At 33.4% G+C, this 26,527-nt stretch carries 27 protein-coding genes and 1 pseudogene; 15 read left to right on the top strand and 13 right to left on the bottom strand.

Features of this window, described 5'->3' with window-relative positions:
• Positions 1–18 precede the first annotated feature (18 nt).
• On the bottom strand, positions 19–606 hold the full coding sequence (def, locus tag AC0J6S_RS09935) for a peptide deformylase (RefSeq protein WP_474953660.1): 588 nt from the start codon (positions 604–606) through the stop codon (positions 19–21).
• 193 nt (positions 607–799) lie between these two features.
• Here def and AC0J6S_RS09930 point away from each other — a divergent pair, with 193 nt between their 5' ends.
• Entirely contained in the window at positions 800–3,013 is a 2,214-nt protein-coding gene (locus AC0J6S_RS09930) for an FUSC family protein (protein ID WP_474953659.1), read from the top strand.
• Positions 3,014–3,073: 60 nt separating this feature from the next.
• On the opposite strand, the gene AC0J6S_RS09925 is transcribed toward AC0J6S_RS09930, so the two are convergent.
• The 3 genes from AC0J6S_RS09925 to AC0J6S_RS09915 all read right to left on the bottom strand — a co-directional run bounded on the left by AC0J6S_RS09925 (position 3,074) and on the right by AC0J6S_RS09915 (position 5,761).
• Complete coding sequence (locus AC0J6S_RS09925; RefSeq protein ID WP_474953658.1) at positions 3,074–4,570, bottom strand: malate:quinone oxidoreductase; 1,497 nt, start codon at positions 4,568–4,570, stop codon at positions 3,074–3,076.
• Positions 4,571–4,688: 118 nt separating this feature from the next.
• Positions 4,689–5,105, bottom strand: coding sequence for a Holliday junction resolvase RuvX (gene ruvX / locus AC0J6S_RS09920; protein WP_474953657.1), 417 nt, complete (start codon positions 5,103–5,105; stop codon positions 4,689–4,691).
• 77 nt (positions 5,106–5,182) lie between these two features.
• Positions 5,183–5,761 carry a hypothetical protein gene (locus AC0J6S_RS09915; RefSeq protein WP_474953656.1) on the bottom strand — a complete coding sequence of 193 codons (579 nt, stop codon included), beginning with the start codon at positions 5,759–5,761 and terminating at the stop codon, positions 5,183–5,185.
• A gap of 340 nt (positions 5,762–6,101) precedes the next feature.
• Between AC0J6S_RS09915 and AC0J6S_RS09910 the strand changes: the two genes are divergently transcribed.
• Both AC0J6S_RS09910 and AC0J6S_RS09905 read left to right on the top strand, forming a co-directional pair.
• The gene (locus AC0J6S_RS09910) at positions 6,102–6,917 is read left to right on the top strand and encodes a 2,3,4,5-tetrahydropyridine-2,6-dicarboxylate N-succinyltransferase (RefSeq protein WP_474953655.1); all 816 of its coding nucleotides are present in this window, start codon (positions 6,102–6,104) and stop codon (positions 6,915–6,917) included.
• A 60-nt stretch (positions 6,918–6,977) separates the two neighbouring features.
• Positions 6,978–8,831: a glycosyltransferase family 9 protein gene (locus tag AC0J6S_RS09905; RefSeq protein ID WP_474953654.1), complete on the top strand. Its 1,854-nt coding sequence runs from the start codon at positions 6,978–6,980 to the stop codon at positions 8,829–8,831.
• Here AC0J6S_RS09905 and AC0J6S_RS09900 read toward each other — a convergent pair.
• From AC0J6S_RS09900 to AC0J6S_RS09890, 3 genes are read right to left on the bottom strand one after another with little or no spacing between them, the layout of a single operon-like run.
• Entirely contained in the window at positions 8,828–9,595 is a 768-nt protein-coding gene (locus AC0J6S_RS09900; protein WP_474953653.1) for a lipopolysaccharide kinase InaA family protein, read from the bottom strand. The genes AC0J6S_RS09905 and AC0J6S_RS09900 overlap by 4 nt on opposite strands.
• 21 nt (positions 9,596–9,616) lie before the next feature.
• Positions 9,617–10,399, bottom strand: a complete 783-nt coding sequence (locus tag AC0J6S_RS09895; RefSeq protein WP_474953652.1) for a DUF5672 family protein — start codon at positions 10,397–10,399, stop codon at positions 9,617–9,619.
• Positions 10,400–10,443: 44 nt separating this feature from the next.
• A complete protein-coding gene (locus AC0J6S_RS09890) occupies positions 10,444–11,076 on the bottom strand; it encodes a glycosyltransferase family 2 protein (protein WP_474953651.1) in 633 nt (210 codons plus the stop codon).
• Between the two features lie 342 nt (positions 11,077–11,418).
• Between AC0J6S_RS09890 and AC0J6S_RS09885 the strand changes: the two genes are divergently transcribed.
• From AC0J6S_RS09885 to AC0J6S_RS09860, 6 genes are all read left to right on the top strand, one after another.
• Positions 11,419–11,988 carry an L-threonylcarbamoyladenylate synthase gene (locus AC0J6S_RS09885; RefSeq protein WP_474953650.1) on the top strand — a complete coding sequence of 190 codons (570 nt, stop codon included), beginning with the start codon at positions 11,419–11,421 and terminating at the stop codon, positions 11,986–11,988.
• Positions 11,989–12,026: 38 nt separating this feature from the next.
• Positions 12,027–12,410, top strand: a complete 384-nt coding sequence (locus AC0J6S_RS09880; RefSeq protein ID WP_165152920.1) for a GxxExxY protein — start codon at positions 12,027–12,029, stop codon at positions 12,408–12,410.
• Positions 12,411–12,434: 24 nt separating this feature from the next.
• Positions 12,435–13,856, top strand: coding sequence for a CCA tRNA nucleotidyltransferase (locus AC0J6S_RS09875; protein ID WP_474953649.1), 1,422 nt, complete (start codon positions 12,435–12,437; stop codon positions 13,854–13,856).
• A 51-nt stretch (positions 13,857–13,907) separates the two neighbouring features.
• Entirely contained in the window at positions 13,908–14,930 is a 1,023-nt protein-coding gene (locus AC0J6S_RS09870; protein WP_474953648.1) for a COX15/CtaA family protein, read from the top strand.
• A gap of 63 nt (positions 14,931–14,993) precedes the next feature.
• Complete coding sequence (locus tag AC0J6S_RS09865; protein WP_474953647.1) at positions 14,994–15,767, top strand: CDP-alcohol phosphatidyltransferase family protein; 774 nt, start codon at positions 14,994–14,996, stop codon at positions 15,765–15,767.
• 236 nt (positions 15,768–16,003) lie between these two features.
• A complete protein-coding gene (locus AC0J6S_RS09860; RefSeq protein ID WP_091208473.1) occupies positions 16,004–16,186 on the top strand; it encodes a CsbD family protein in 183 nt (60 codons plus the stop codon).
• A gap of 106 nt (positions 16,187–16,292) precedes the next feature.
• Here AC0J6S_RS09860 and AC0J6S_RS09855 read toward each other — a convergent pair whose 3' ends face one another.
• From AC0J6S_RS09855 to AC0J6S_RS09830, 6 genes are all read right to left on the bottom strand, one after another.
• Positions 16,293–17,060, bottom strand: coding sequence for a LytR/AlgR family response regulator transcription factor (locus AC0J6S_RS09855; RefSeq protein WP_474953646.1), 768 nt, complete (start codon positions 17,058–17,060; stop codon positions 16,293–16,295).
• 74 nt (positions 17,061–17,134) lie between these two features.
• Entirely contained in the window at positions 17,135–17,443 is a 309-nt protein-coding gene (locus AC0J6S_RS09850) for a 2TM domain-containing protein (protein WP_474953645.1), read from the bottom strand.
• Between the two features lie 2 nt (positions 17,444–17,445).
• Positions 17,446–17,760 carry a 2TM domain-containing protein gene (locus AC0J6S_RS09845; protein ID WP_474953644.1) on the bottom strand — a complete coding sequence of 105 codons (315 nt, stop codon included), beginning with the start codon at positions 17,758–17,760 and terminating at the stop codon, positions 17,446–17,448.
• A complete protein-coding gene (locus tag AC0J6S_RS09840; protein WP_474953643.1) occupies positions 17,751–19,082 on the bottom strand; it encodes a 2TM domain-containing protein in 1,332 nt (443 codons plus the stop codon). The genes AC0J6S_RS09845 and AC0J6S_RS09840 overlap by 10 nt, the downstream gene beginning before the upstream one ends.
• A gap of 53 nt (positions 19,083–19,135) precedes the next feature.
• Positions 19,136–19,756: a hypothetical protein gene (locus AC0J6S_RS09835; RefSeq protein ID WP_474953642.1), complete on the bottom strand. Its 621-nt coding sequence runs from the start codon at positions 19,754–19,756 to the stop codon at positions 19,136–19,138.
• 184 nt (positions 19,757–19,940) lie between these two features.
• Positions 19,941–22,100: a TonB-dependent receptor gene (locus AC0J6S_RS09830; protein WP_474953641.1), complete on the bottom strand. Its 2,160-nt coding sequence runs from the start codon at positions 22,098–22,100 to the stop codon at positions 19,941–19,943.
• A 277-nt stretch (positions 22,101–22,377) separates the two neighbouring features.
• Here AC0J6S_RS09830 and AC0J6S_RS09825 point away from each other — a divergent pair, with 277 nt between their 5' ends.
• The 6 genes and pseudogenes from AC0J6S_RS09825 to AC0J6S_RS09800 all read left to right on the top strand — a co-directional run bounded on the left by AC0J6S_RS09825 (position 22,378) and on the right by AC0J6S_RS09800 (position 26,512).
• Positions 22,378–22,941, top strand: coding sequence for a sugar O-acetyltransferase (locus tag AC0J6S_RS09825; RefSeq protein WP_474953640.1), 564 nt, complete (start codon positions 22,378–22,380; stop codon positions 22,939–22,941).
• 71 nt (positions 22,942–23,012) lie between these two features.
• Positions 23,013–23,408 carry a hypothetical protein gene (locus AC0J6S_RS09820; protein WP_474953639.1) on the top strand — a complete coding sequence of 132 codons (396 nt, stop codon included), beginning with the start codon at positions 23,013–23,015 and terminating at the stop codon, positions 23,406–23,408.
• Positions 23,409–23,456: 48 nt separating this feature from the next.
• Positions 23,457–23,846, top strand: coding sequence for an SMU1112c/YaeR family gloxylase I-like metalloprotein (gene gloA2 / locus AC0J6S_RS09815; protein ID WP_474953638.1), 390 nt, complete (start codon positions 23,457–23,459; stop codon positions 23,844–23,846).
• 53 nt (positions 23,847–23,899) lie between these two features.
• A pseudogene (locus AC0J6S_RS09810) lies at positions 23,900–24,511 on the top strand (HPP family protein).
• A gap of 190 nt (positions 24,512–24,701) precedes the next feature.
• Entirely contained in the window at positions 24,702–25,241 is a 540-nt protein-coding gene (locus AC0J6S_RS09805; RefSeq protein ID WP_113634318.1) for an IS1096 element passenger TnpR family protein, read from the top strand.
• A gap of 212 nt (positions 25,242–25,453) precedes the next feature.
• A complete protein-coding gene (locus AC0J6S_RS09800) occupies positions 25,454–26,512 on the top strand; it encodes a nucleoid-associated protein (protein WP_474953637.1) in 1,059 nt (352 codons plus the stop codon).
• Positions 26,513–26,527 lie beyond the last annotated feature (15 nt).

Raw genomic sequence — 26,527 nt, 5'->3', positions numbered from 1 at the left:
CGAAGCTTTAGATTTGTTTTACCTTCCCTTTTTAGCAAAAAATTTCATTCGGTAATCTTGGAATGTTTTTCCTTCTAAGATGTTTTTCAGTTTCTTTTGAATCAATCGTTTCTTTAATGATGAAATTTTATCAGTGAATAAAATTCCTTCAATATGATCGTATTCATGTTGGATTACTCTGGCGATTAATCCGTCAAAAACTTCTGTTTTCATAACAAAATCCTCTTCGCAATATTCCATTGTTATGGTTGGATTTCTGTAAACATCCTCTCTAACATCAGGAATACTTAGGCAACCTTCGTTAAAACTCCATTCTTCACCTTCTTCTTTTATCATTTTTGCATTGATAAAAGTTTTTTTGAATCCTTTTAATACTTTTTGTTCCGCATCTTCTAATTCTTCATCATCGCTAAAAGGAGTGGTGTCGATTACAAATAAACGAAGTGCTAATCCTACTTGTGGAGCAGCAAGTCCCACACCATAGGCATTATACATGGTCTCGTACATATTAGCAATCGTTTCTTTCAAATTTGGATGTTCCGGTGAAAGAACCTCTCCTGTTTTTCTTAAAACTGGATCGCCATATCCTATAATTGGTAAAATCATCGTGTAGTATTAAAATTTATCTTCTGAAATTGAAATAAGTTTCCTTTTCATTCAGTTTGCAAAAATAGTAAAAAAATAGACAATGAATAATCTGCCGTTAAATATTAGCTAATATTTACAATTTAAAACAAAAGAGATTCTAATATTGTTTGTATCATTCCTACAAATAGTACCTTTGTATCAATACAATTATATGATATACAAGATCCGAAAGTTTACCGACAGTACTTATTTTACCAATGCTATAAAAGTTACTATAGCGGCAGTTATTCCCGTTATAATCTTTTCGTTTTTGGGAAAATTTGAAATAGGTTTTGCCATGGCTCTTGGAGCTTTTTTTACATATCCAAGTGATATTCCAAGCAGTCTGAAACATAAAATTAACGGTGTTTTGGTAACTGCTGTTCTGGTTGCGGGCATCAATTTGATTGTTAATATTGTATTTCCATATTCTTGGATTTTCTATCCATTTTTGGCGGTTTTAATTTTCCTCATATCGATGCTTTCTGTTTATGGGCAAAGAGCTACGATGGTTTCTTTTTCTGGCCTTATCTCGGTTTCATTAGCATTTGCAAGCATCAATACGGGATGGGCGATGCTGCTGCATGCCGGACTAATTCTTGCCGGCGGTTTATTCTATTTGCTGATTTCGCTCATTTTTCATTATATCAGACCGCATCGCTATATCGAGTTACAAATTGCGGAATGCATCAAGCTTACCGCCAAATATTTGAAGCTGCGAGGCGATTTGTGGACTTTGAATGCTGATAGAAAATCAATCATTGAAAAGCAATTACACCTTCAAGTCGAGCTCAATACCATTCATCAAAACATTAGAGAAGTATTAATTAGTAGTCATACAACTTCAGGTTCTTCCAATCAAAACCGTAAAATGCTATTGGTTTTTATTTCCTTAGTAGAAATTCTAGAACTCGCGCTATCTACAGCTTTCGACCATGATAAATTGCATCAAAAATTCGATGATCATCCAAAGGTTTTGCATACGTATCAAAATTTAGCTTACAATCTGGCGGCTAGCTTGAAGCAATTATCTAAAAGTGTCAAAAAAAGTACGAAATACATTTCTAAACATACTTTACTGGGCGATTTGAATGCCTTACAGATTGCCATTGCAGATTATGAAAATGATTTAGGGAAAACTACTGCTTCCGAAGGAGTTTTTATGTTGACAACGATGCTTCAGTATGCTGAAAAACAAGTCGAAAAAATAAAAATTGTAGAGCATGCTTTTACACTTGCTTTTAATTCGCACGATTTTAAAGGAATCGATACTGATTTAGAAAAATTCCTGACTCCACAATATTACCCGTTGAGTACGCTGACCCAAAACTTGAGTTTCTCGTCTACTATTTTCAGGCATTCCTTGCGATTAACCATAACATTAATGCTTGGATTTATTATCGGAAAATTTCTGCCGTTCCACAATGTCTATTGGATTTTACTGACCATAATTGTAATCATGCGGCCGGGTTATGGTTTGACAAAAGAGCGTTCTTTTCACCGAATAATTGGCACAGTGATTGGTGGATTAGTTGCTTTCGGGATTCTTTTCATCATAAAAGACAACATCATAATCAGTGTTCTTTCTATTGTTTGTATGCTGTTGGGATTCTCTTTTACACAAATTAATTATAAGGTGAGCGCCATTTTTGTCACTATGTATGTGGTTTTTATTTATGGATTAATGACACCTAATATTGGTGATTTAGTTCAATATCGAATACTGGATACTGTTGTGGGTGCCGCTTTAGCCTTTTTGGCAAACCACTTTTTATGGCCTTCCTGGGAGTTTTTGAACATTCCCCTCTATTTAGAAAAATCAATTAAGGCAAATCAAGAATATCTAAAAGAGATTTCTGTTTTTTACAATAAAAAAGGAAGCATTTCTACTTCCTATCGTCTCGCGCGAAAAAATGCTTTTATCGAAATTGGAAATCTAATGGCTTCGTTTCAAAGGATGGTACAAGAGCCTAAATCAAAGCAAAAACAATTGCCACAAGTATACAAACTGACTGTTTTAAATCATTCTTTACTGTCTTCTTTGGCTTCATTAGGGACTTATATTCAGTCCCACAAAACCACAACTGCTTCTGAGGCGTTTAATGTAGTCGTTGATACTGCCATTAAAAACTTAGACAATGCCATTGCAATCCTGAAAGAAAATAATGTAGCACTCAAAGAAAACCTTCCGCAAAAAGATTTAGCGTTGCGCTTTACAGAGCTGAAGAATATTCGGAAAAAGGAGTTAAAAGAAGGAATTCCAATTGACAAAGAGGCGTTTCAATTGAAAATGCAGGAAGCACAATTAGTAATCGAACAATTAATCTGGTTAACTAATCTATCCGAAAATATTTTGAAAACCACAAAAATACTAAAGGATTCGTAACGAAAAAGGCGCTGAAATTAGATATAATCTAAAATTCAGCGCCTTTATAATTTTTATATTCTAATTATTTAACTTTAAAACCGTTGCTGTTTCTTTTCTTATTTCCTTTAATAAATCTGGATTATCATTTAATTTCTGACCAAAAGAAGGAATCATCGTTTTTAATTTCTCTTGCCATTCCGGTGTCTCGAATTGATCTTTAAAACATCTTCCAATCAAATCAACCATAATAGAAACAGCAGTTGAAGCGCCCGGTGAAGCACCTAGCAAAACAGATAAAGAACCATCGGCAGTAGTAATCACTTCGGTACCAAACTCCAGAATCCCGCCTTCTTTTTCATCTTTCTTAATCACTTGAACGCGTTGTCCTGCTCGTTCAAGAACCCAATCTTTGGATCGTGCTCCTGGAACATATTCTCTTAAAGCGTTTATTCTATCTTTAGGAGACTGACGTACTTGCTGAATTAAATATTTAGTAAGTGGTATATTCTTGATTCCGGCGGCAACCATAGGAATAATATTATCTGGTTTTATCGATAAAGGTAAATCCGAATAGGAACCATTTTTTAAAAATCGTGTTGAAAATCCAGCAAAAGGTCCAAAAAGCAATGCTTTTTCTCCATTTATCATTCGGGAATCAATATGCGGAACAGACATTGGCGGTGCGCCAACACTAGCTTTACCATATACTTTGGCCTGATGTTTTGCAATCACTTCCGGATTAGTACATTTTAGCCATTGCCCGCTAACCGGAAAACCGCCGTAGCCTTTTCCTTCAGGAACATCTGCTTTTTCTAATAATGGCAACGAACCGCCACCAGCACCAATAAAAACAAACTTAGTATATGCTTTTTTCTTTTGGCCTGAAGCCAAATCAGTAATTTTTATTCTCCAGGATTTATCTTCCCGTTGTTTTAATTTTTGAACTTCATGGTTGAAATGAATGGTAACCCCATCTAATTTTGTCAAATAACCAAAAATACTGCGGGTTAACTCTCCAAAATTTACATCGGTACCAATTGCCATTGAAGTAGCGGCAACTGCATCAGCTTCCTTTCTACCTTCCATAACGAGAGGCATCCATTTTTTTAACTCAGAAAAATCCGTGCTGAAAACCATTTCTTCAAAAAGAGGATTCGAATGCAAAGCTTCATATCTCTTTTTTAGATACTCCACATTTTTTTCACCCCAAACAAAACTCAGGTGTGGAATGCTTTTTATAAAATTTTCTGGGGATGGAACTTTATTTTCTTGAACGAGATACGCCCAAAATTGTCTTGAAACCTCAAAAGACTCCGCAATACCAATTGCTTTATTGGGATTGATGCTTCCATCTTCACTTTCAGGAGTATAATTGAGCTCGCAAAAAGCAGAATGTCCTGTTCCGGCATTATTCCAGGCATCAGAACTTTCGGCAGCTGCAATATCTAAGCGTTCGTAAATTTCAATTTTGATATCCGGCTGCAACTCTTTTAGGATTAGACCAAGAGTGGCGCTCATAATTCCAGCTCCAATAAGAACTACTTCACTATTTGTACGTATGGTTGTATCAGGCATAACTAGATTTTAAAGTGCAAAGATAATTTATATAATTGCAAAAAAAAGCATAAAATTTACCTCAAAAGTTACATTTATCTAACCTTTTCAGCCTAAACACTAGTTTTTTGTCTTGATTTTAAAATCTTTTACTGGACAAATAATCCTGAAGCATTATTGTTGCCGAAATTTCATCTATTAATGCTTTATTTTGACGATGTTTCTTACTCATTCCGCTATCAATCATCGATTGAAAAGCCATTTTTGAAGTAAATCGCTCATCAACGCGAATTACCTTCATATCTGGAAAATGATTAGTAAAATGGGTTACAAATCCCTTGATAATAGAAGCACTTTCGGACGGTTGTCCATTCATTTGTTTGGGTTCACCAATAAGAACGGCTTCTACTTTCTCTTTGGAAAAATAGTCTTTCAAAAAAGCGATTGCAGTTGCTGACGGAATGGTTGTCAGTCCTGAAGCTATGATTTGCATTTCATCGGTAACAGCTATTCCGGTTCTTTTTTGTCCGTAATCTATGGAAAGAATTCTTGGCATAATAAAATATAAAAACTTAGTACTAAGGTTAATGTTAGCTAATTAAAATGCTAAGATAAAGTTATTATTTAATTAGATTATTTTTGGCTAAAAATATTTCTTATTTTAACAATTTCAGAGGTGTTAACATCGATTAAGATTGGCTTTTTGTTTTTATAAAACTGAAAACTAAGTGTATTAATATTTTTAAATTCAAGGAGCTCCTCTTCGCTATAATTCAATTCAAATTGATGCATTAAACGAGAATCACTTTGAAAACCCGTGACAATTTCGACTTTTTTATCCTCATTGTCTTTAATAGACTCGGTATCGGTTTTTGTTTCTGTATTTATACTCTGACTGTAATTTTTGATCGTTTTAGAGTAAATTCTCTCGTTTATTTTTACATAAACCAAGCTGTCTATTTTGCCAAAATCTTGAATTGTAAAAAAATTAAAAAAAGAAATAAATGTATCAGATTCCCCCTTTTTTTCTAGAACAAACTCATTGTTTACATAATAGATTTCACGGTTTTTTTTGATGAAATACCTTTGTTTACAAGAGACTATAATGGTGTTTTTAATTGTATCTGTTTGTCTATAGATGCCATTTGAAGAATAAAGACCACAACTTTGAAAAATAAATAATAAAATCCCAATTAGTATAATTCTTTTCATAAATATAACTTTTATAAAAAAGTATTAACACATACAATGCCAAAACATCAAAATTAATTTACAAATTTTATTGCTAAGTTTTGGAGCACATTTATAATTTAATTCTAATTAAGATTTTATTTCATTTTTAATAATATAAAATCTTTCTAATCCATATATGATTCATCCGAAGAGACCGAACTCAATAATTATGAGATTTGGGTTTTAATGTTGGTCTCAAATTCTAATCGAATGACTTCGATAATTTATAAATTTAATATAGAAATCTGTAACATTTTCAACCCATTTTGCTTTTTTGCTTTTGGTTAAAAATCCTATCTTTGTCAAAAATTATCAAAAAATGAATCCATTACAGCCGATTATAGAACAAGCTTGGGAAAACCGTGCTTTGTTACAAGAAACGACAACCACTGACGCAATCAGAGAAGTTATCGAATTATTAGACTCCGGAAAATTGCGTGTTGCCGAACCAGTTGGTGAAGGTTGGCAAGTAAACGAATGGGTTAAGAAAGCCGTGGTTATGTACTTTCCTATTCAAAAAATGGAAACATGGGAATCAGGGATTTTCGAATATCATGATAAAATGTTGTTGAAAAGAGGTTATGCCGAAAAAGGAATCCGTGTGGTTCCTAATGCTGTGGCCCGTTATGGTGCTTACATTTCAAGCGGAGTTATTTTAATGCCAAGTTATGTAAATATTGGCGCTTACGTTGACGAAGGAACAATGGTTGATACATGGGCAACCGTAGGAAGCTGTGCTCAAATTGGTAAAAACGTGCATTTAAGCGGCGGTGTTGGTATTGGTGGTGTTCTAGAACCGTTGCAAGCGGCTCCGGTAATCATTGAAGATGGTGCCTTTATTGGTTCGCGTTGTATCGTAGTTGAAGGCGTTCATGTTGGAAAAGAAGCCGTTCTTGGTGCCAATGTGTGTCTGACTGCCTCTACAAAAATTATTGATGTTACAGGCGAAACTCCAGTAGAAATGAAAGGATTTGTTCCAGCTCGTTCCGTTGTGATTCCGGGAAGTTATACAAAATCATTTCCTGCAGGTGATTTCCAAGTTCCTTGTGCATTAATTATCGGACAAAGAAAAGCCTCTACTGACTTAAAAACATCTTTAAATGATGCTTTACGTGAATATAACGTAGCGGTATAATTCCTCTTAAAATAAAAAATTATTGTATATTCCTCCCTTAAACGGGAGGTTTTTTATATTATGAAAATACTAGTTACACAACAAAAAATGATTGGTGATGTTTTGACAAGCAGCATTTTATGCAATAATCTTCGCACTGCCTATCCTGAAGCCCAAATTGATTATTTGGTGTATGCATCAACAACTCCTGTATTAGAAGGCAATCCTAATATTGATACCATTATTTTATTTGAGGAAAAACACCGCAAAAGCAAAAAAGAATTCTTGAATTTAGCGCTTCAAATACGAGCTGCAAAATATGACATAATCATAGATGCTTATTCCAAACTAGAAAGCTGGCTCATTGTTTTTTTAAGTGGTGCAAAAAAGAAAATATCCTACGAGAAGAAAGGACGAAAATTTTTATATACCCACAACATACCTTATCAAGATACTCCAAAAACTAATTTTGGTTTAGCAATCGAAAGACGACTTTCATTATTAGATCCTTTAGAGTTATCCATCCCAATTAATCCGTTCCCTAAATTATTCGTGACCAATGACGAAAATCAAAAAGCCATTGCCCTTTTTGAAAAACACCAACTAAAAAAAGATAGAAAAACAGTAATGATCAGCCTTTTGGGAAGTGAAAAACTCAAAACATATCCACTGGAATATATGGCAAAAGTTATCGATACAATTGCCGAAAATAAAGATGTAAATATTCTTTTTAATTATTTTCCAAAGCAAATCAACGATGCCAAAACTATTTTTAAGGCTTGTAAATCTTCAACACAAGAAAAGATCTATTTTGACTTATTAGCCAAAGATTTAAGAGGATTTATTGCCATTATGAATCAATGTGATTTGATTATTGGTAATGATGGTGGCGCCATAAATATGGCAAAAGCATTAGAAAAACCTTCTTTCATTATTTTTTCTCCTTGGATAGAAAAGAAAATCTGGGCTACATTTGAAGACGGAATACAGCACATGTCTGTTCATTTTAATGATTTTAAACCTCAATTATTTCTTTCAAAAACTGAAAAAGAACTCAAGAAACAAGCGCTTTCTTTATACCAAGAATTCACACCTGATTTGTTCGGGGATAAAATTGAACATTTTTTAAACCAAAATCTAAACAATACCGAAAAACCAAATATTACTGTTCATCAAAACAAAGTGCCTATAAGTGCTTTAATCATCACATATAATGAAGAACAAAATATCAAATCTGTAATTAACGATTTAGATTTTGCAGAGGAGATTGTGGTAATTGATTCTTTTAGTACTGACGAAACAACAGCCATTGCTTTGTCACATAAAAATGTAAAAGTGGTTCAACATGCTTTCATAAATTATGCTGCACAGCGGAACTTTGCAATAAGTTTAACCAAAAACAATTGGATTCTTTTTCTGGATGCTGACGAAAGAATCAGTACTCAACTTAAGGACGAAATCATTGAAACTGTTTCTCAAAAAGAAGGTCAATCAGCCTATTTTTTCGATAGAACCTTTATGTTCAAAAACAAAAAGCTACACTTTAGTGGTTGGCAAACCGATAAAATATTCAGACTTTTTCAAAAAGACAAAGCACATTATGCTACACAAAAGATTGTTCATGAAAAACTAATTGTAAACGGAACTATCGGCAAATTAAAAAACAAACTCATTCATTTTTCGTATAAAGACTATTGCAGCTACAAACAAAAAATGATTCTTTATGGAAAATTAAAAGCCGAAGAAGAATTTAACAAGGGAACGCAACCTAATTTTTTCCATTTTTACATTCGTCCATTGTATCAATTTTTATATCAATACTTGTTAAGACTCGGAATTCTTGATGGCAAAAAAGGAATTATTATTTGTTATCTGAACGCTTGGAGTGTTTTTGTACGCTTTCAGGAATTAAAAAAAATAAAATTGAATCCTTAAGATTTCCAGAATTTTAATTTCTTTTTTAATCGTTGTTTATTGGCAAATTTTTCTTGAAATTGATTTGTAGATTCCCACAATTTCTCAAAAATAAAATTGCTTGATTCTGCATAATATTTTGCGTATTCATCGCTCATTACAGCAATCATTTCTTTTTTTGGCGTAAGCCTGCTAAGGTTTTTCATTCTCGAATCAAAATCCATTTTATCATGAAAATTCATTCGGTTTAAATCTACCAAATAGAAATTATACTTTCCATTATTGACTTTTTTGATCAATGTATTTCCTGGGGAATGGTCCAAAAACTCAATTCCTTTTTCATGCAAATCGAAAGAAAATTTGGTAAATTGTCTCAGAATATTTTCATGATCCGGATAATCAGGCATTTGCACCAGTTCTCTAAACGTTAATTCGGTTTCAAGATGTTCACTTGCATAATAACTGTCTTTTAAACCCAAACAACTGTAATTTTCAAGATAAGCAATGGGTTGTGGTGTGCCAATTCCTTTCTCTAACAAAGCAGTGGCGTATTCAAAAGAACGTTTGGCTTTAGACTTTCGGAAATATTTGTACGCAATTTTATTGATTAGATTTGGGATTTTGAAGGATTTGATATTTATCGTTTTTCCTTCTAATTCAAAAAGTTTTATTTTGTTTCTTTGTCCTTCACCAAAGAGAGTTCCTTTAGAGTTAAATCCCTTTATTAAGGAATAAACTTCATTTGAGTTATTTAAGGTTTTAGAATGTATATATTTTTCAATCATTTCAATAAGAAAAATTAATGCTTAGTATTTTTTCAAAATCGGTTCCCAAAAATCAATAACTTTAGGTTTATTAATACCATGGCATCCAAATGGAAATTTGTTATTAATTAATTCAAAAGCAATTTTAGGTTTTCGGTCTATTGCAAAATGTAAGGCTTCTTTATAATCCGGGATTTTAAAATTTATCTCAAATTCATGCGCTTTCAAAGACCAAAAAACATCTTCTATAGCATAGATTTCTTTTTTATCCGCATTCAAAAATTCAAAAATAAACGGTTCATTCTGTTTTGCAATTGAATAATGCGATGCTGTTCTACGCAATGAAAAACCGCCATTTCCTACTTTAAAAAAAGTTTGTTCCCTGTCATTTTTCTTTTTCGATCTAAATTTTCTGGCAATCAAATTAAAACCCTTAGCCCACATAGACTTCTTTAAACTTGCAATCCATGGAGCTCCAATATAATCATAACCTTTATCACACCATTCTTTCAGTTCATCTTTAAAAACAAAAGCATCTAATTGATAAATTAATATATATTCTGAATCCAAAAAACGTTCGTAAAATGAAGTTGACAATAACAATTCATTATAACCTTCAATATTTTCAAAATAGCGTTTTGGAAAACTTTCAATAGCAATTTTATCAAATTTTTCTGTAATATAGGAACTGTCTAAACCTTCAGGTTGAACCACAACAATTTCATAATTTTTAAGCACTTTAACGCATTGCAAGAAGGATTTCTCTTCAAGTTCTCCAAAAAAAGATTTATATATGGGGATGACAACTTTTACTAAATTCTTCATTTTATTGTGTTAGTTTAAATCAAAAATATAAAACAAAGTATTTATTAATACTTTGTTTCGTAATCAGCATTAGCAATTTTTCCGGTTTCATCTATCTTCCAAGAGCTGGAATTATTGGCGGTTTTAAAATAAAAAAGCTGCTCTTCAGAAAGGTTATTCATGTCTATATACCAACCGCCATGCAAAGCTACGTATGGATAATCCGTGCGCAAGGCTGTTTTAAATTTCTTGTTTTTTCTATGGTAAAAAGGTTTATATAAAGCAAAAGTTGTATCAATATCGGCATCAAAAACACCTTCGGAAATCTTTTTTTTCCAAAACTTAGCTTCCCAATTAATAACTTTTTCTCTATTAGGATTATTTAAGGGAATATCATCAATTTTTAATCCGAAACCTACTTTCATTCGTTTCTTATTTTTCGTTAAAACAGCTTGGAATTTTATCAAAAAATCCTCCGGACAATCGGTTAAAGGAACAATGTCTGGATCCGTAACAACATAATATCCATTCCCATATTTAACAAACAAATCATATCTTTTCCAAAAAACTAAATGGCCATAATTCTTTTTTAACCTGTGAATGGTTACTTTATTTTCGATTTCATCAAAATAACGTAATAAGGGATCGTAGGTAGAATTATTATCAATAATAACAAGGTTTGAAAAACTTCTTGTCAATAAAAAATCGATTAGCTTTTTTAAATATTCCAGTTGATTAAAGCTAGTAATAATGATTGGGATTTCCTTTGACTCTGTCAATGTCAAAGTCTTATGATCCTTACCGAGAAATTTGTAGAAATAAAAACAAATTCGAATATATAAATATTTTAAAACTGTTAGAATCATTTAAAAAAAAGATGAATTAATATTCAAAAGCCAAATCAATTATATAGATAGTTGCTATAATAGACAAGCAAAAATAATCTTATAATTAATAAAAGCACTACTATTCTAAATTAAATTTAAGATTTATACCAATTAGAAAGATTATTTTTGCAGCAGAATATAAAACTACTTTAAATGGAAAATATCAACGACGAAATACATAAAGCTTACGAAGTAATAAAAGAGGGTGGAATCATCTTGTATCCTACTGATACCGTTTGGGGAATTGGTTGTGACGCCACAAACCCTGAGGCTGTAGCCAAAATATACAAGCTTAAGAAAAGAGCAGAAACTCAAAGTATGATTGTTTTGATGAATGGTGAAAAAATGATGTACAATGTTTTTAAAGACATTCCCGAAGTTGCCTGGCAAATCATGGATTTATCTGAAAATCCTACAACCATAATCTTGGACAAACCAAGAAATGTAGCTTCAAATTTAGTTTCAGGAGACAACTCATTGGGAATCCGAATCGTGAAAGAGCCTTTTTGCTTTAAGTTAATGGAAAAAATGAAAAAACCATTGGTTTCAACATCAGCAAATATCTCCGGACAGCCTACTCCTATTGCCTTCAAAGATATTAGCCCGGAAATTATAAAAGGTGTGGACTATGTTGTAAATTTGCATCGCGAAAAAATAGCCGGTAAACCTTCGACTATTATAAAATTGAGGAATGATTCTCAGGTGAAAGTGATTCGGAAATAGTTATTATTTACCGCTAATTCACTAATTCAATTTGAAAAATGGATGATTTAATTTACAAAGAAGAATGTTATAAAATTGTTGGACTTTTATATGAAGTCCACAAAAATCTTGGCAGAGGTTTTTCTGAAATTGTTTATAAAGATGCATTGGAATTTGAATTTAACGAAAATAATATTCATTACGAAAGAGAGAAGGAATATACCGTTAAATATAAAAATTCAATTTTAAAACATAAATTTTACGCAGATTTTATTATTCATGACAAAATAATTCTTGAGATAAAAACTGTTGAATGTTTTAACAATAGCCATTACAATCAATGTTTAAATTATTTGAAAATTTCTGGAAACAAACTTGCAATTTTAGTTAATTTCAACCTTAACTCTTTAGAATACAAACGTATCGTTGATACCAAAAAATAATTAGCGAATTTGCGGTAATAAAAAATGAATTACAAAACAGCATTAAATAATAAAATTTTCGAAGTCATCTCTCAAGCTTCACAAGAACTTAACGTTGATAGTTATGTGATTGGTGGTTTTGTTAGAGATTTACTTTTGAACAGAGACTTCAAAAAAGACATAGATATTGTTGCCGTGGGCAGCGGAATCGAATTGGCTTTAAAAGTGTCTCAATTACTTCCTAATAAACCAAAAGTTCAGGTTTTCAAAACCTACGGAACAGCAATGTTGCGTTTTGAAGATACTGAAATTGAATTTGTAGGCGCCCGGAAAGAATCCTATCATTTTGAAAGCAGGAATCCGGTTGTAGAAAACGGAACATTAGAAGACGACCAAAACCGTCGTGATTTCACCATAAATGCGTTGGCTTTATCTTTAAATGCTGAAAATTTTGGAGAATTATCCGATCCGTTTAATGGTCTGGAAGATTTAAAAAACAAAATAATCAGAACACCCTTGGATCCAGATATTACTTTTTCTGATGATCCGTTGCGTATGTTGCGAGGCATTCGTTTTGCGAACCAATTGGGCTTTGAAATTGAAGAAAATTCGTTGAACTCCATTACTAAAAACGCAGACCGAATCAAAATCATTTCCGGAGAACGCATTGTTGATGAATTAAATAAAATACTTTCGACAGATAAACCCTCCATAGGATTTTTGCTATTGTTCAAAACTGGACTTTTAGAGATCATTCTGCCAGAATTAACAGCATTAAATCAGGTAGAGGAAATTGAAGGTCATACACATAAAAATAATTTCTATCATACATTAGAGGTTGTTGATAATATTTGCCCGCATACTGATGATGTTTGGCTTCGTTGGGCGGCATTGTTACACGATATTGGAAAAGCACCTACAAAACGTTTTAATAAAAAACAAGGTTGGACTTTTCACGGACATGAATTTCTTGGTGGAAAAATGGCGAAAAAAATATTTGAACGCTTGCACATGCCATTGAATCACAAAATGAAATTTGTGCAAAAAATGGTTATGATGAGTTCTCGTCCGATTGTTTTGTCCCAAGATACAGTAACGGATTCTGCGGTGCGCCGTTTGGTTTTTGACGCAGGCGAAGATGTTGAGAATTTAATGACGTTGTGCGAAGCCGATATTACGACCAAGAACCCTAATAAATTTAAGAAATACCATAATAATTTCGAAATCGTCCGCAAGAAAATTGTTGAAGTAGAAGAGCGCGATCAGGTTCGTAATTTCCAACCGCCAATTTCTGGAGAGGAAATCATGAAGATTTTTGACCTAAAACCTTCTAAAGAAATCGGAATGCTGAAGGAAGCCATAAAAGAAGCCATTTTAGAAGGAGAAATTCCCAATGAATATCAGGCGGCATATGATTTCATGTTAAAAAGAGCCACAAAAATTGGACTAAAGATTAACGCTTGTTGAATTAAGAATTAATCGCTTTTCAAATATCTTTGCAAAAATTAATTTCAAACAATGAAAAAAGAGAATAATTACGTTATCATTTGGTTGTTATCAGGATGCTTATTATTGTTTATAATGGTTATAGTGGGAGGAATTACACGCTTGACAAATTCCGGTTTATCCATGACGGACTGGCATTTAGTTACCGATACTTTCCCTCCTTTAACAGAAGAAAAATGGTCACAAGCTTTTGAAGAATATAAAAAATTTCCAGAGTATCAAAAAATCAATATTCATAATGATTTTACGCTAAGCGATTATAAATTCATCTATTTCTGGGAGTGGTTTCACCGCTTTATAGGTAGAATAATTGGTCTGGCATTTATAGTCCCCTTTGTTTATTTCTTGTTCAAGAAACGTCTTTCGACCGCAACCATCAAAAAATGTGTTGTTTTGCTTTTCATGGGCGGTTTTCAAGGATTTTTGGGCTGGTTCATGGTTCGTAGTGGTTTAATTGACAATCCCGATGTAAGTCATTTCAGATTGGCCTTACACCTCACATTTGCTTTCATTACGTTTGCCTATACGCTTTGGGTTGCTTTGGATTTAATTTACCCAAACAGATCCAAAGTAATAGTCCCTTTGCGTAATCTTGCACGCGTTGCATTAGTATTTCTGGTTATCCAAATCATTTATGGTGGTTTTGTTGCCGGATTGAATGCCGGTTTAATTCACAACCACTGGCCTTTAATGAGCGACGGACAATTCATTCACGACAGTGTATTTATTGAAAAAAGCACTTTGTTTTTGAATATTACCGAAGGAAAAAGTGGCGTTCAATTTGTTCATCGTACCATGGCTTATGTTGTAGTCGGGCTTATTTTGGCGTTGTACTTTATAAGTCGTAAACACTTGCTTACCGTGCTACAGAAAAGAGGAATCAAGACTTTGGTGATTATTGTATTTTTACAATTTACACTAGGTGTGTTTACTTTGCTATACGGTGTTCCGCTTTGGTTAGGATTGATACACCAAGTAATGGCTTTCATTTTACTGACAGCAATGACATTTTCTTTGCACAGATTATCAAAATAAAATCATAATTCAAAACCAATATTGCCTGACTATATTGTCGCATTTCTTTGTTTATTAACCTAAATGTCTAAACTTGCAGCTCAAGATAAATTTTTAGATTTATCAGATTATGGAAGAACCTTCGGAAAGTTTCTTGCCAATCAATTAAAAAATACCCGGGTTACTCCCATACATGTTACGCTGCTTTTTGGTATTTCCGGTTTGATAGCCATTTATTGTATTATTGATGGATCTTACTTTTTGGCTGGTTTTTTCATCTTGCTAAAATCTGGAATCGATGCTGCCGATGGCGAACTGGCTCGCTTAAAAAACACACCTTCCTACACCGGAAGATACTTGGACAGCATATTCGATATCATCCTAAATTTTCTCTTTTTGATGACCATTTGTTACGTCTCAAAAACATCTTTTTGGCTTACTATCTTGGCCTTTATTGGAATCCAATTACAAGGTACTTTATACAATTATTACTATGTCATTTTACGAAATAAATCCGTTGGCGGAGATACGACAAGTAAAATTTTCGAGTACAAATCACCAAGGGCTTTACCCGGAGAAACCCAAAAATCCGTCGATATTATGTTTCGCATTTACACTATCGTTTATGGCACGTTTGATAAGATAATTCACCTACTCGATAAAGAGGCCTACAAAGTAAAAACGTTTCCTAACTGGTTTATGACGTTACTTTCTATTTACGGTTTAGGCTTTCAATTATTGATTATAGCGATCATGTTACCATCAGGTCTAATAGATTATATCATCCCTTTTTTCATTCTCTTCACAGTATTGATTTTTGTACTAATTGCCATTCGAAAGACGTTTTTTAAGGTGTAAATTCATCATAGAGAATATCTATATCGAAAACACAGATTTCACATTACCATTGCGTTAGAATTATATACTTATAGTTATAATTTAACATCAATTTCAATTTAACAAATTTCCTCAAAACGCATAAACAACACTATTTATAGGAATTATACAAGAGATTTACAGAATTATATAACAATCAAACAGCTTAAAATTATCAAATTTGTATAGAACAAATAGTAATTTAAAACTTAGAAATTATGCCAAATTCAAAAGAGATTGAAGGAAACTGGAATGAGTTGAAAGGAAAACTTAAACAAAAATTTGCCGATTTGACGGATGATGATTTACTATACGATGAAGGTAAAGAAGATGAAATGTGGGGTAAATTACAACAAAAATTAGGCAAGACACAAAAAGAAATTAAATCATTACTTGATTAATTTTTAGATCTTAAAGGTATTTAAACTGTTTCAATTGTTGGAGTTAAAAAATTTCATTTTAAGATTTTTTGAGTCACATTTGAAACAGTTTTTTTTTGTTTTAAAACTACCCGATCCACTTTTTAAAATCGGTTACTTTTTCTCTGCTTACAATCACATCTTCTTCTTTAAAAGTGGGCAAAATAACTTTCAAACGAGAGTTGCTGTAAACAACAATTTCTTTGATTGCTTTCAGTGGAATTATAAATTTTCTGCTGATTCGAAAGAAATCTGCGGGATCTAATTCCTGTTCCAAAAGTTCCAGCGTACATTCCATTAAATAATTCCTATTGTCAAAAGTATGTAAATAGGTTCCTTTATTTTCACTGAAAAAACATTCAATTTCATCAGTCGAAATCACTTTCAGATGTTGGCCTATTTTTACCGTAAAACGTTTTTTATAATTTTTCTCAAATGGATTAGTCAACATTTTTTTGATCTGCTCAAAATCCATCCCGAAGTCTCGGGAGCCGGTTTCTTGTTTTGGTAAACGCGCCTTAAATTTAGAGACGGCAACCTCTAAATCATCCTCATCAATAGGTTTTAAAAGATAATCGATGCTGTTCAATTTGAAAGCCCGAAGTGCATATTCATCATAAGCGGTCGTAAAAATTACGGCACTCTTAATATTTACTTTCTCAAAAATTTCAAAGGACAACCCATCCGACAACTGAATGTCCAGAAAAATCAAATCCGGATGTTCATTTTTAGAAAACCAATCTAGTGCTTCTTCTACAGAGTGTAACATGGTTTGAACCTGCACCCCTAATTTCTCTACTTTACGTTGCAAGAGTCGTGCAGCTGGTTTTTCGTCTTCGATGATAATTGTTGTCATGAACTTTTACTATTGCTTTTGATAATGAAATGTTTTCGGAACTAATGGATTGAGAACAGTGTTTTCAATTTGTTTTATTCCCAGTTGCTATTTTTTTGTTTCTCCATGAGCTCTTTGATTTTTCTTTCCTCCCAGTTTCGACCTAAAATAATAGCCGGAATAAATACTGATAAACCGTGTGCGGCTATACCAATACCCCAAAACAAAGCAGTAGCAAAATTATTCCATTGAAAATAACTTTCGCCAGGTTTAAGGTTTTGTGTATTCAGTACTATAATCATTATGTTGATAACGATGTAAACAATAAGATGCGTGTAAAAACCCTTTATTTTACGAACTCTTTTTAGTGCATTATCGTATGCTATTTGATCTGTTGTAGTCATGATTACTCGTAGGTATTAGTTTTACTATTTTCTTCTTTAATGTATTGTTGAATTTTTCTTTCTTCCCAGTTTTGTCCAAAAAATGGAATCCAATTAAAAACTCTAATAGCGTGAAATAAAAGTCCAATTCCCCAGCTTCCGAAAGTCCAAAAGAAAAATAAATGGTTTGGAGAATATCTAAAATTAATTAAGATCAGAATTCCATTTACAAGTACAAATGAAGCAAGGTGCGAATAAAACCCTTTTAACTCCTCAACTTGCTTTTTAGCGATTTGATACTGCTCAAATTCGCTATTGTTTGGTTTATTTAGTTCCATTTGTTTGTTTTGTTTTTGTTTAAAATCTCTTGAATTTTTTGCTCTTCCCAATTTTTGCCGTAACCAAAGGTTTCCAGTGCGTGAAACGTAAGTCCCATTCCCCAGCCTAAAAGTGGGAACCAAAACCACTGAAAAGGATGTGGCGAACTCAGGTTGACAATGACTAAAATTGGGATTACAATACAGTACGAAATTAAGTTCCCGTAAAATCCTTTTAATCTTTCTACTCTTTCTTTAGCTCTTGCGTAGGCTAAATTTTCGTTGCTAATTGTATTTGTTTCCATAGCGGTTATTTGTTTGGTTAAAATAGGAATCAGTACTTTAAAGTCTGTTTCCGTTTGTTCTACTAAAACTTTTCTCTTTGATAGCAATGCATATCGGCTTACAATGTTTTGCAATCCCACACCTTGACGTTCTTGTAAAACTTCTTTTTTTTGTAAATTATTTTGAACCACCAGGTAATTATCCTGAATGAATATGGTAATTTGCAATGGTTTATTTTCACTTACTACATTGTGCTTAATGGTATTTTCTAGCAACAATTGCAAGGAAAGCGGCACTACTTTAGCTTCTGAATTATCAAAATCAGCTGGTAAATGAAAGGTGATGCTGTTTTCAAAACGCATTTTCAATAAATTCATGTACGTTTTGGCAAAAGCCAATTCCTCGGCTACACTCACTAATTCTTTGTCTTTTTGTTCCAAAACATACCGGTAAATTTTGGATAATGAAGTTGTAAATCGCTGCGCATTTTCTGGATTTTCTTCTATGAGTGAACTCAACACATTCAAACTATTGAACAAAAAGTGTGGATCAATTTGGTTTTTTAAACTTTCAAACTTTGCATTGGCTGTCCCGGCAATTATTTTTTGTTCTTTGACTTTATTTTCATTGTATACTTTGTAGAAATAGATGGCATGTATTGTTAGAGTAACAAAAAAAGTTATAATACTTGGTACTACATAGTTTTCCGGTTTTTCATTTTCCAGAAACTCTTGCAAACTTTGGTTATTATAGACTACCTCTTCAAACAAGTGCAATAAAAAAATTACGATTAAAGACAAGACAACCGAACCCGCGAAACCAACCAACAATCTCTTTTTAGAAAAACGATCAACAAAGAGAGCATCCAATTTCATAAAAAACAGTGCATTTGTTCCATACAACGTAAGCGTATACAAGGCCGTAAACAAAAAATGAGTTAGTAAACGCTGGTTGAATCCTACTGTTCCGCCCATAACTACCGTAAATAGTTGCATTAAGACAAAAACAACTACGGTTAGTTTGAATGCTTTTTGTAATTGTTGAAGAAATAAGTTCATTTTATAAGTTCTTTAGGATCATGCAAGTCGCAGCAGCGTCAATCGTTTTTATGTTATTTGCAATTTTTTTGAGCATTTTTAGCTCTATCCAATCCCCATTTTGGAGAAAAAGGTGTTTCATGTTTAAAAGTAGCAAAAAGTCCAATAGCTTTTTCAATTTGTGCGCACATTGGTTTAGTATCGGTTCCCCAAAATTGCGCTCCACCAATTTCAAATTCGGCCTTACCAAAAACAACTCTTGGATTTTCTGGCGCAATTGCCTGTGCTTTTCCGTACAATTCCATCACCGTTCCGGATAATTTTTGTCCGTTTGTCATTGGGTCAAAAGCAATCCAAGCGGTGTGAATCATCGCTTGCATCACCATCAATTCGGCATTATTTGGATTTTTATCCATTTCTATATCCAGTGATTTTTGTGCTTTCGAAAGTAATAAATTCATTTGATCTTTATCTTTCGTTCTAAAAGCAGTTGTCGTATTCACTAATGCCACGTAATAATTAGGCAACCAACTTGTTTTTTCCGCAGCGGCAATTCTTTCAAATAAATCCGAAGCTTCAGTGTTTTTTCCTTCGCCCCATAACTGGAAGGCTTTTCCCATTCCTTGCTCAAATTGCCCTTGAGCAGATACTAAACTACAAATAAAAAATACGATTGTGGTGATAACTTTTGTCATGATTTCTTGGTTTTAAATGGTTATTTTTTTGATGATTGAAACGTTATGTTATTTATACTTCAAAAGTAAATTGGTTTCTATTTATTTAAAATTTATTGATACTGAACTGTCAATTTTGATGGATGAATTGTGATTGGACTTGAATTTCAAATATTTTCATTGCTATTGAAATTGAAATTGTCATTTAAAGATTCCTCAACTGATTGTCTTTTTTATCATTGCTAATCGTCCAAAAGAATCCTACAAAGAAAAAACGATCGGCTGTAGGAATAATTTCTTTTCTGTTGTAAAAGCCTGCATTGTCCGGATTGTTCGCGTATTCGTATCCAAAGACATTCTGAGAACCTAAAACATTGGAAACCGAGAAGTATAAAATCTTTTGTTGACTCAATAAATACGCCCAATTAAAACTCAAACTGTTATAGGATTTCGTTTTTCCATTCATGAATTTCGTTTCGTTTGGATTGTTGTAGGGACGCCCGGAACTGTAGGAATTCGTGAAACCTATTTGCGATTTCCAATCCTTTATCCAATATTTAGTAACGATTGACAAACTGTGATCCGCCACAAAACTTGGCGTCACTTGAGAACTGAAATTTTTATAATCTCTTTCCGTATCGATGTACGAATAGGAAACCCAATATTCTAAATTTTTGATTGATTTTCCGTCTCTCCAAAACAAATCCAAACCTTTGGCATAACCAGAACCGGAATTATCATAAACCGAATTAAAAGCTGCCATTTTAGTGTCGAATTTCAATAAATCGCGATAATCTTTATAATAGGTTTCAGCACGAAATGTTTTTCCATTTTTATTGTATTGAAAATTCAAAATGTAATGTGATGCCTTTTCGCTTTCAAACTGATGATTGTTGGAATACTTGATGTATTCCGCACTTGGAGTTTGGGTAAAATCGCCATACGCAAATGAAAACTGACTGTTTTTAGCCATTTTATACGCAAATGAAATTCGGGGTGAAATAGCAGTTTCGTCAAGCAAATAATTATTCGAAGCTCGTATTCCTATTTTGGCAGCCCATTTTTTAGAGAAGAAAATATCAGCTTCTGTATAAACAGCAGTAATGTTCGCATCATAACCATTGGTAAAAACCGAACCTGAATTTTCGTTGAAATCTTCGTTGAATTGAGTCACAAAATAATCTGCTCCAAAGGAAAGTTTCACTCTTTCTGAAAAGCTTTTTCTTAATTTTAATTTCAAATGAGCTGCATTTTCATCATTCGACACTTTATCTGAATCTAAATTTATTTTGTTGTTGCTGTAGCCATAACTCAATCCAGAAGTGATTTGCCAATTGTTCCCAAAAACGCCTTTGTAAGACGAATTTAAATAGAAATTATTGTTGTTTAAATCAACTCTGATTTTCTCCGGTGAATTGATGCTTTCCTGATTTATGTCAAATTTAGACGAATCAAAAGCAGCGTATACTTTCAAAATTCCGTTATTGAAGTTATAGCGATACACCGTTTCTCCAGACAACGATTGAAAAGGACTGTTCCAATCCACGTTTTGAGGAATCACCTCTTGGTATGGCGCTAAATTCACGTAATTCGTATTCACGCTCAACGAACTTTTTTTCCATTTTTGGGTATTTCCAATTCCTAAACCAACGGTCATTAATGATATTTCGGTTTTATTTTGGTCTGGATCATCTTGCGTATTTAACAACAAAACACTGGACAAGGCTTCGCCATATTCCGCTGAATACCCACCTGTTGAAAATGATATTCCGCTGAACAAAAAAGGAGAAAACCTGCCTCGTGTTGGCAAATTATTTGTGGTTGCGCCATACGGTTGCGCCACCCGAATTCCATCTACAAAAGTTTGTGTTTCATTGGCCTCGCCACCACGAACAAACAATCTTCCATCCTCGCCTACCGTTTGTGTTCCCGGCAACGTTTGCAAAGCCGCAATAATACTTCCCGCAGCACCCGCGGTAGTTACGATGTCTAATGGTTTCAAAACCGAAACTCTTGCTTTATCGCCCGCTTCTAATGTTCCGGCCGTAATAACAACGGCATCAAGCGACGTCACACTTTCTCGTAGTTTTATGGTTTTATTTTGGAAATTAGCCACATCAATCACTGTTTTAGAAGTTTCATAAATCAAGAAACTCACCACTAATGTTTGATTCCCTTTTACAGTAGTTGTAAAACTAAATGCACCAGTTTCAGTAGTTGAGGCGCCATCATAAGTCCCTTCGATAAAAACATTAGCGCCAGAAACCGGTTTCCCTTTCTCATCAAGTATTTTTCCGGAAATTGTTGTTTGTGCAAAAAGTAGTGCCGAAAATAAAAAAAGACTGAGTGCGATTATGGTTTTCATTTTATTTGATTTTTGATAAAGCGAATGTATTTTAGAAACAATGGAAGAAAAACTATACTGTACCGAACTGTTGAAATTAGAGGATGAGTTGTAATGAATTTAATTATAGATTATATTTACAACATACAATTTAGTTCTATCAGCCGAATTTGCATGAGGGATAGCAGTGGAAATCCTCTCTTGTCTCGTTGTCAAAACGAGGCAAGAGAGATTGTAACGGATAGCCCGACCGCAGCTTTTGCGGAGGGCATGCCCAAAAAAAATAAGAAAATCAACCATGGAAGTAAACACAGAAAAAGAAAAAATGATTGCCGGTGAGTATTATTTAGCCGGAGATCCAGTTTTAGTAAAAGACAGGCGAAGATCTAAAAACCTGCTCCATAGACTGAATGTTACGGAATACAGGATTACTAAAAAAGCTAGAGAAATACTTAAAGAACTGATTCCAAATGCGGGACCAAATCTTTACATTGAGCCGCCATTTTTCTGTGATTATGGCTATAATATCAGTTGTGGCGAAAATGTTTATTTCAATGTTAACTGTGTCGTTTTGGATTGTGCAAAGGTTACTGTAGGCTCCAATGTATTTTTTGCTCCGGGGGTTCAATTGTACACCGCTACTCATCCGCTGGATGCTGAACTGAGGAAAACACTAGAAAATGCATTGCCAATAACCATTGGTGATGATTGCTGGATTGGCGGCAATTCTGTTATTTGTCCGGGAATCACTATCGGAAATGGTTGTGTTATTGGGGCAGGATCTGTGGTTACAAAAGACATTCCCGACAATTCTTTGGCGGTAGGAAATCCTGCAAAAGTGATTCGGAAATTGAATGTTTAATCAATATCGGAATTACAATTTCTCAAAACTAAATTTTCCTATCTTTGTTATAACAACTTAAACAAATCATAATGAAACATCTAAAAACATTTCTAGTCTTGGCACTTATTGTTGTCGCAAACTCTGTTTCGGCGCAATCTACTTTTGATAAATGGCCTGCCATAAAAGAATTTCATGAAGTAATGTCGCAAACTTTCCATCCGGCAGAAGAAGGAAATTTGACACCAATAAAAGCACGTTCGGAAGAAATGATGAACAAAGCAGCGATGTTATTAAAATCAGATATCCCAACAGAATTTAGAACCGACGCCATATTAGCATCAGCAGAACGATTACAAACTAAAAGTAAAGCACTTCACAAATTAGTACTGTCTAATGGAGCTGATGCAGCAATTGTGAAATCAATTACTGACTTACACGACACTTTCCATGAAATTGTAGGACTTTGTTCCGATGTGAAAAAATAAAAATCTAAAGCCTAATCAACCGATTAGGCTTTCTTCATTATAATACAAATGCTACAACTTAATAAAATTCACCACATTGCCATTATTTGTTCTGATTATCAAAAATCAAAAACGTTCTACACGAGCGTTTTAGGATTAACAATTGTTCAGGAAATTTACCGTCAGGAAAGACAATCATACAAACTTGATTTGGCACTTAACGGAGAATATGTGATAGAATTGTTTTCATTTCCAAATCCACCACAACGTCCTTCAAAACCTGAAGCGGCTGGTATGCGCCATTTAGCTTTTGAGGTGAATGACATTCAAAAAACAAGAGATTATTTAATAAATCAAAATATAACTTCCGAATCAATTCGTGTAGATGAAATTACTCAAAAAAGCTTCTTCTTTATCGCAGATCCAGATAACTTACCGGTTGAATTTTATGAAAAATAAAATCTCTTCCAAAACGATAAAATGAATATAATTATCACTCTCTTTTTTTCATAATGAATACTAAATATAAAATAAAAAGGAGTTACCGCAAAACCAAGTACATACTATACAAAGAAACTTTGGTTGATTTCAAAGAACATTTCTAGGCTTTTCTCGGTTCTTTTATAGGGATTGGAATAATCGCTTATTTACAATCTCACACATTACCACAATCTGATGTGATTTATTTAATAGGTTCCTTTGGACCATCGAGCGTATTGGTTTATGGTGTCATCCAAAGTCCATTGGCACAGCCGAGAAATCTTATTGGAGGGCACTTAATTTCTGCAATCATAGGCGTTACAGTATATAAATTCGTCCCAGATATTGTTTGGTTAACCGCTCCACTTGCTGTTTCCCTCTCCATTGTTTTTATGCAAATGACTAAAACATTGCACCCTCCAGGCGGCGCAACGGCACTAATAGCGGTAACTGGCTCAAATGAAATAAAAAATCTAGGCTACTAGTATGTATTTTCTCCTGTTTTAACCGGTGTACTTATTTTACTGGCCGAAGCTTTAGTTTTTAATAACATGACATCAAACAGACAATATCCAACTCATAAAAAATACCATCAGTTCCGAAAAAGAGTCGCATGTGTTTTTAAAATTAAACCAAACGACTAAAAACTTTAATTTCGGAGGTAAATATTTAGTTCTAAAACAAGATTTACTTTTTTCCTTTTCTTCGAAAATATTTCGATATTGATGTATTCCTTGTTTACGCATACGCAAAAATCTTATCAACAAATCTAAAATCTGAAATCTAAATCTAAAATTATATTTTACCTTTGACCTTTCAATAAAAACAAAGATTATGGTTTATAAATTTAGAGTGATTCTAGACGCGGAAGAAGATGTTTTTAGAGACATTGCAATACTTGAAGACGATACTTTAGAAGATTTACACAATGCTATTTTCAATTCCTTTGGTTTTGACGGAATGGAAGTGGCTTCTTTTTATACTTGTGATGAAACTTGGAACCAAGAAGAGGAAATTTCACTTTTTGATACCGGTGATGTTCCAGGCGAACAAAAAATCATGAGTGATTATCAACTATCAGATATTTTAGACAAGCAAAACACCAAAATTCTTTATGTCTATGATTTCATAAATATGTGGACATTCCTTGTAGAGCTTGCTGCCGTAGAAGATCAAGTTGTTGGTAATTTGTATCCGGAAACCATATTTTCTCATGGAGAAATGCCTGACGAAGCAATGGAAAAAAACTTTGAATCTGACAATGCTGATGACTACAACGCTGAATTTGAAGATGGCTTAGACGAAGATGATCTGGATATGTTTGAGGGCGATGATAGTTTTGAAGACTATGGATTTGAGGAGAACTGGAATTAATCCTCTCCCCGACCCTCTCCAAAGGAGAGGGAGACTAACCACATAAAAATAAAATGAATTTCCGTATCGATACCCAAGGACATTTTTTTTTAATGGCTTTCTTTGTTAGGCATTACTCCAGACAATTATAAAAAAATTTAATAAATACAAAATCACGTCTCGTCTCCCCCTCCTTCGGAGGGGGTTGGGGGGAGGAAACCTTATAAAAAAACATGATCAACTTATATAACACACACATCGAAAACTTATCCATTCATAGAGTGGGAAATAAAAGTAGAAACGAAGCCATTTTTTTATCGGAGCAACCCTTTAATCTGAATGATGAGATTGTGCCTTTGATGAAAGAATTCTTCTTTAAACCTTTTCGAGAAAAAGAAGAAAATTATTTTCAATTTGCCCATGAAATTGATTTGGATTACAATGACATGTTCAAATATGCAACGGAAGTTTTTGATAATCCAAGTACGATTCATGACGTTTCTAAAAAAATCACCTCACACTTATTTGAACAGTCCAATCATCCGCACATCAAGAATGGTGAAGTATATATTACTTATTTAACGAACGTGAGCATTGACAATAATGTGGTGGATGCTATAGGAATTTTCAAGAGTGAAATACAAGCGGATTTTTTGCAGTTTGAAGAAAAAGCAACACACTTAGAAATGATTTTACAACAAGGTGTCAGTTTGAATAAACTGGACAAAGGTTGTATTATCTTTAATTACAAGAAAGAAGAAGGATACAAAATCCTGACTGTGGACAGTAACCGTTATGATGCCAGATATTGGTTGGAGCATTTCTTATCTGTAGATGCTTTTGAAGATGAAAACTTCATCACTAAAAAGTATTTAAAATTTTGTCAGAACTTCGCTAAAGACGTTGTTTTCCCAGCCGAAGACAAGAAAGAAGAAGTGATGTTTATGAACCGTTCGGTAAACTATTTTGCCAAAAACGATGAATTTGAAGAGACAGAATTTTTAAATGAAGTATTGGATAATCCAGACCTTATTCCAGAGTTTAAAAACTACAAAATGGACAAAGGAGAAAAGTACAGCATTGAAGATGTAACTTCTTTTCCTATTGCAAATGCAGCAGTTTCTGATGCCCGAAAATCAATCAAAAACGTTATTAATTTAGATACACACATCCAAATTAAAATGGACTTCATCAATCCTGAAAGTGCTGAGAAATATGTGGAAAAAGGATGGGATGAAGAGAAACAAATGTATTATTACTTAGTTTATTTCAACAAAGAAGAGAAAAGTTAGTGTGCAGTAATTAGT

This window comes from Flavobacterium sp. TS_SC_5 (genome assembly GCF_056156265.1).
The sequence above is the reverse complement of the archived record's forward strand: the minus strand, read 5'-3'. Positions and strand labels throughout refer to the sequence as shown.

What these genes read in the sequence shown, in the direction of transcription:
- def (WP_474953660.1), bottom strand. Translation starts at nt 606, where the DNA reads ATGATTTTACCAATTATAGGATATGGCGATCCAGTTTTAAGAAAAACA.
- AC0J6S_RS09930 (WP_474953659.1), top strand. Translation starts at nt 800, where the DNA reads ATGATATACAAGATCCGAAAGTTTACCGACAGTACTTATTTTACCAAT.
- AC0J6S_RS09925 (WP_474953658.1), bottom strand. Translation starts at nt 4,570, where the DNA reads ATGCCTGATACAACCATACGTACAAATAGTGAAGTAGTTCTTATTGGA.
- ruvX (WP_474953657.1), bottom strand. Translation starts at nt 5,105, where the DNA reads ATGCCAAGAATTCTTTCCATAGATTACGGACAAAAAAGAACCGGAATA.
- AC0J6S_RS09915 (WP_474953656.1), bottom strand. Translation starts at nt 5,761, where the DNA reads ATGAAAAGAATTATACTAATTGGGATTTTATTATTTATTTTTCAAAGT.
- AC0J6S_RS09910 (WP_474953655.1), top strand. Translation starts at nt 6,102, where the DNA reads ATGAATCCATTACAGCCGATTATAGAACAAGCTTGGGAAAACCGTGCT.
- AC0J6S_RS09905 (WP_474953654.1), top strand. Translation starts at nt 6,978, where the DNA reads ATGAAAATACTAGTTACACAACAAAAAATGATTGGTGATGTTTTGACA.
- AC0J6S_RS09900 (WP_474953653.1), bottom strand. Translation starts at nt 9,595, where the DNA reads ATGATTGAAAAATATATACATTCTAAAACCTTAAATAACTCAAATGAA.
- AC0J6S_RS09895 (WP_474953652.1), bottom strand. Translation starts at nt 10,399, where the DNA reads ATGAAGAATTTAGTAAAAGTTGTCATCCCCATATATAAATCTTTTTTT.
- AC0J6S_RS09885 (WP_474953650.1), top strand. Translation starts at nt 11,419, where the DNA reads ATGGAAAATATCAACGACGAAATACATAAAGCTTACGAAGTAATAAAA.
- AC0J6S_RS09880 (WP_165152920.1), top strand. Translation starts at nt 12,027, where the DNA reads ATGGATGATTTAATTTACAAAGAAGAATGTTATAAAATTGTTGGACTT.
- AC0J6S_RS09875 (WP_474953649.1), top strand. Translation starts at nt 12,435, where the DNA reads ATGAATTACAAAACAGCATTAAATAATAAAATTTTCGAAGTCATCTCT.
- AC0J6S_RS09870 (WP_474953648.1), top strand. Translation starts at nt 13,908, where the DNA reads ATGAAAAAAGAGAATAATTACGTTATCATTTGGTTGTTATCAGGATGC.
- AC0J6S_RS09865 (WP_474953647.1), top strand. Translation starts at nt 14,994, where the DNA reads ATGTCTAAACTTGCAGCTCAAGATAAATTTTTAGATTTATCAGATTAT.
- AC0J6S_RS09860 (WP_091208473.1), top strand. Translation starts at nt 16,004, where the DNA reads ATGCCAAATTCAAAAGAGATTGAAGGAAACTGGAATGAGTTGAAAGGA.
- AC0J6S_RS09855 (WP_474953646.1), bottom strand. Translation starts at nt 17,060, where the DNA reads ATGACAACAATTATCATCGAAGACGAAAAACCAGCTGCACGACTCTTG.
- AC0J6S_RS09850 (WP_474953645.1), bottom strand. Translation starts at nt 17,443, where the DNA reads ATGACTACAACAGATCAAATAGCATACGATAATGCACTAAAAAGAGTT.
- AC0J6S_RS09845 (WP_474953644.1), bottom strand. Translation starts at nt 17,760, where the DNA reads ATGGAACTAAATAAACCAAACAATAGCGAATTTGAGCAGTATCAAATC.
- AC0J6S_RS09840 (WP_474953643.1), bottom strand. Translation starts at nt 19,082, where the DNA reads ATGAACTTATTTCTTCAACAATTACAAAAAGCATTCAAACTAACCGTA.
- AC0J6S_RS09835 (WP_474953642.1), bottom strand. Translation starts at nt 19,756, where the DNA reads ATGACAAAAGTTATCACCACAATCGTATTTTTTATTTGTAGTTTAGTA.
- AC0J6S_RS09830 (WP_474953641.1), bottom strand. Translation starts at nt 22,100, where the DNA reads ATGAAAACCATAATCGCACTCAGTCTTTTTTTATTTTCGGCACTACTT.
- AC0J6S_RS09825 (WP_474953640.1), top strand. Translation starts at nt 22,378, where the DNA reads ATGGAAGTAAACACAGAAAAAGAAAAAATGATTGCCGGTGAGTATTAT.
- AC0J6S_RS09820 (WP_474953639.1), top strand. Translation starts at nt 23,013, where the DNA reads ATGAAACATCTAAAAACATTTCTAGTCTTGGCACTTATTGTTGTCGCA.
- gloA2 (WP_474953638.1), top strand. Translation starts at nt 23,457, where the DNA reads ATGCTACAACTTAATAAAATTCACCACATTGCCATTATTTGTTCTGAT.
- AC0J6S_RS09805 (WP_113634318.1), top strand. Translation starts at nt 24,702, where the DNA reads ATGGTTTATAAATTTAGAGTGATTCTAGACGCGGAAGAAGATGTTTTT.
- AC0J6S_RS09800 (WP_474953637.1), top strand. Translation starts at nt 25,454, where the DNA reads ATGATCAACTTATATAACACACACATCGAAAACTTATCCATTCATAGA.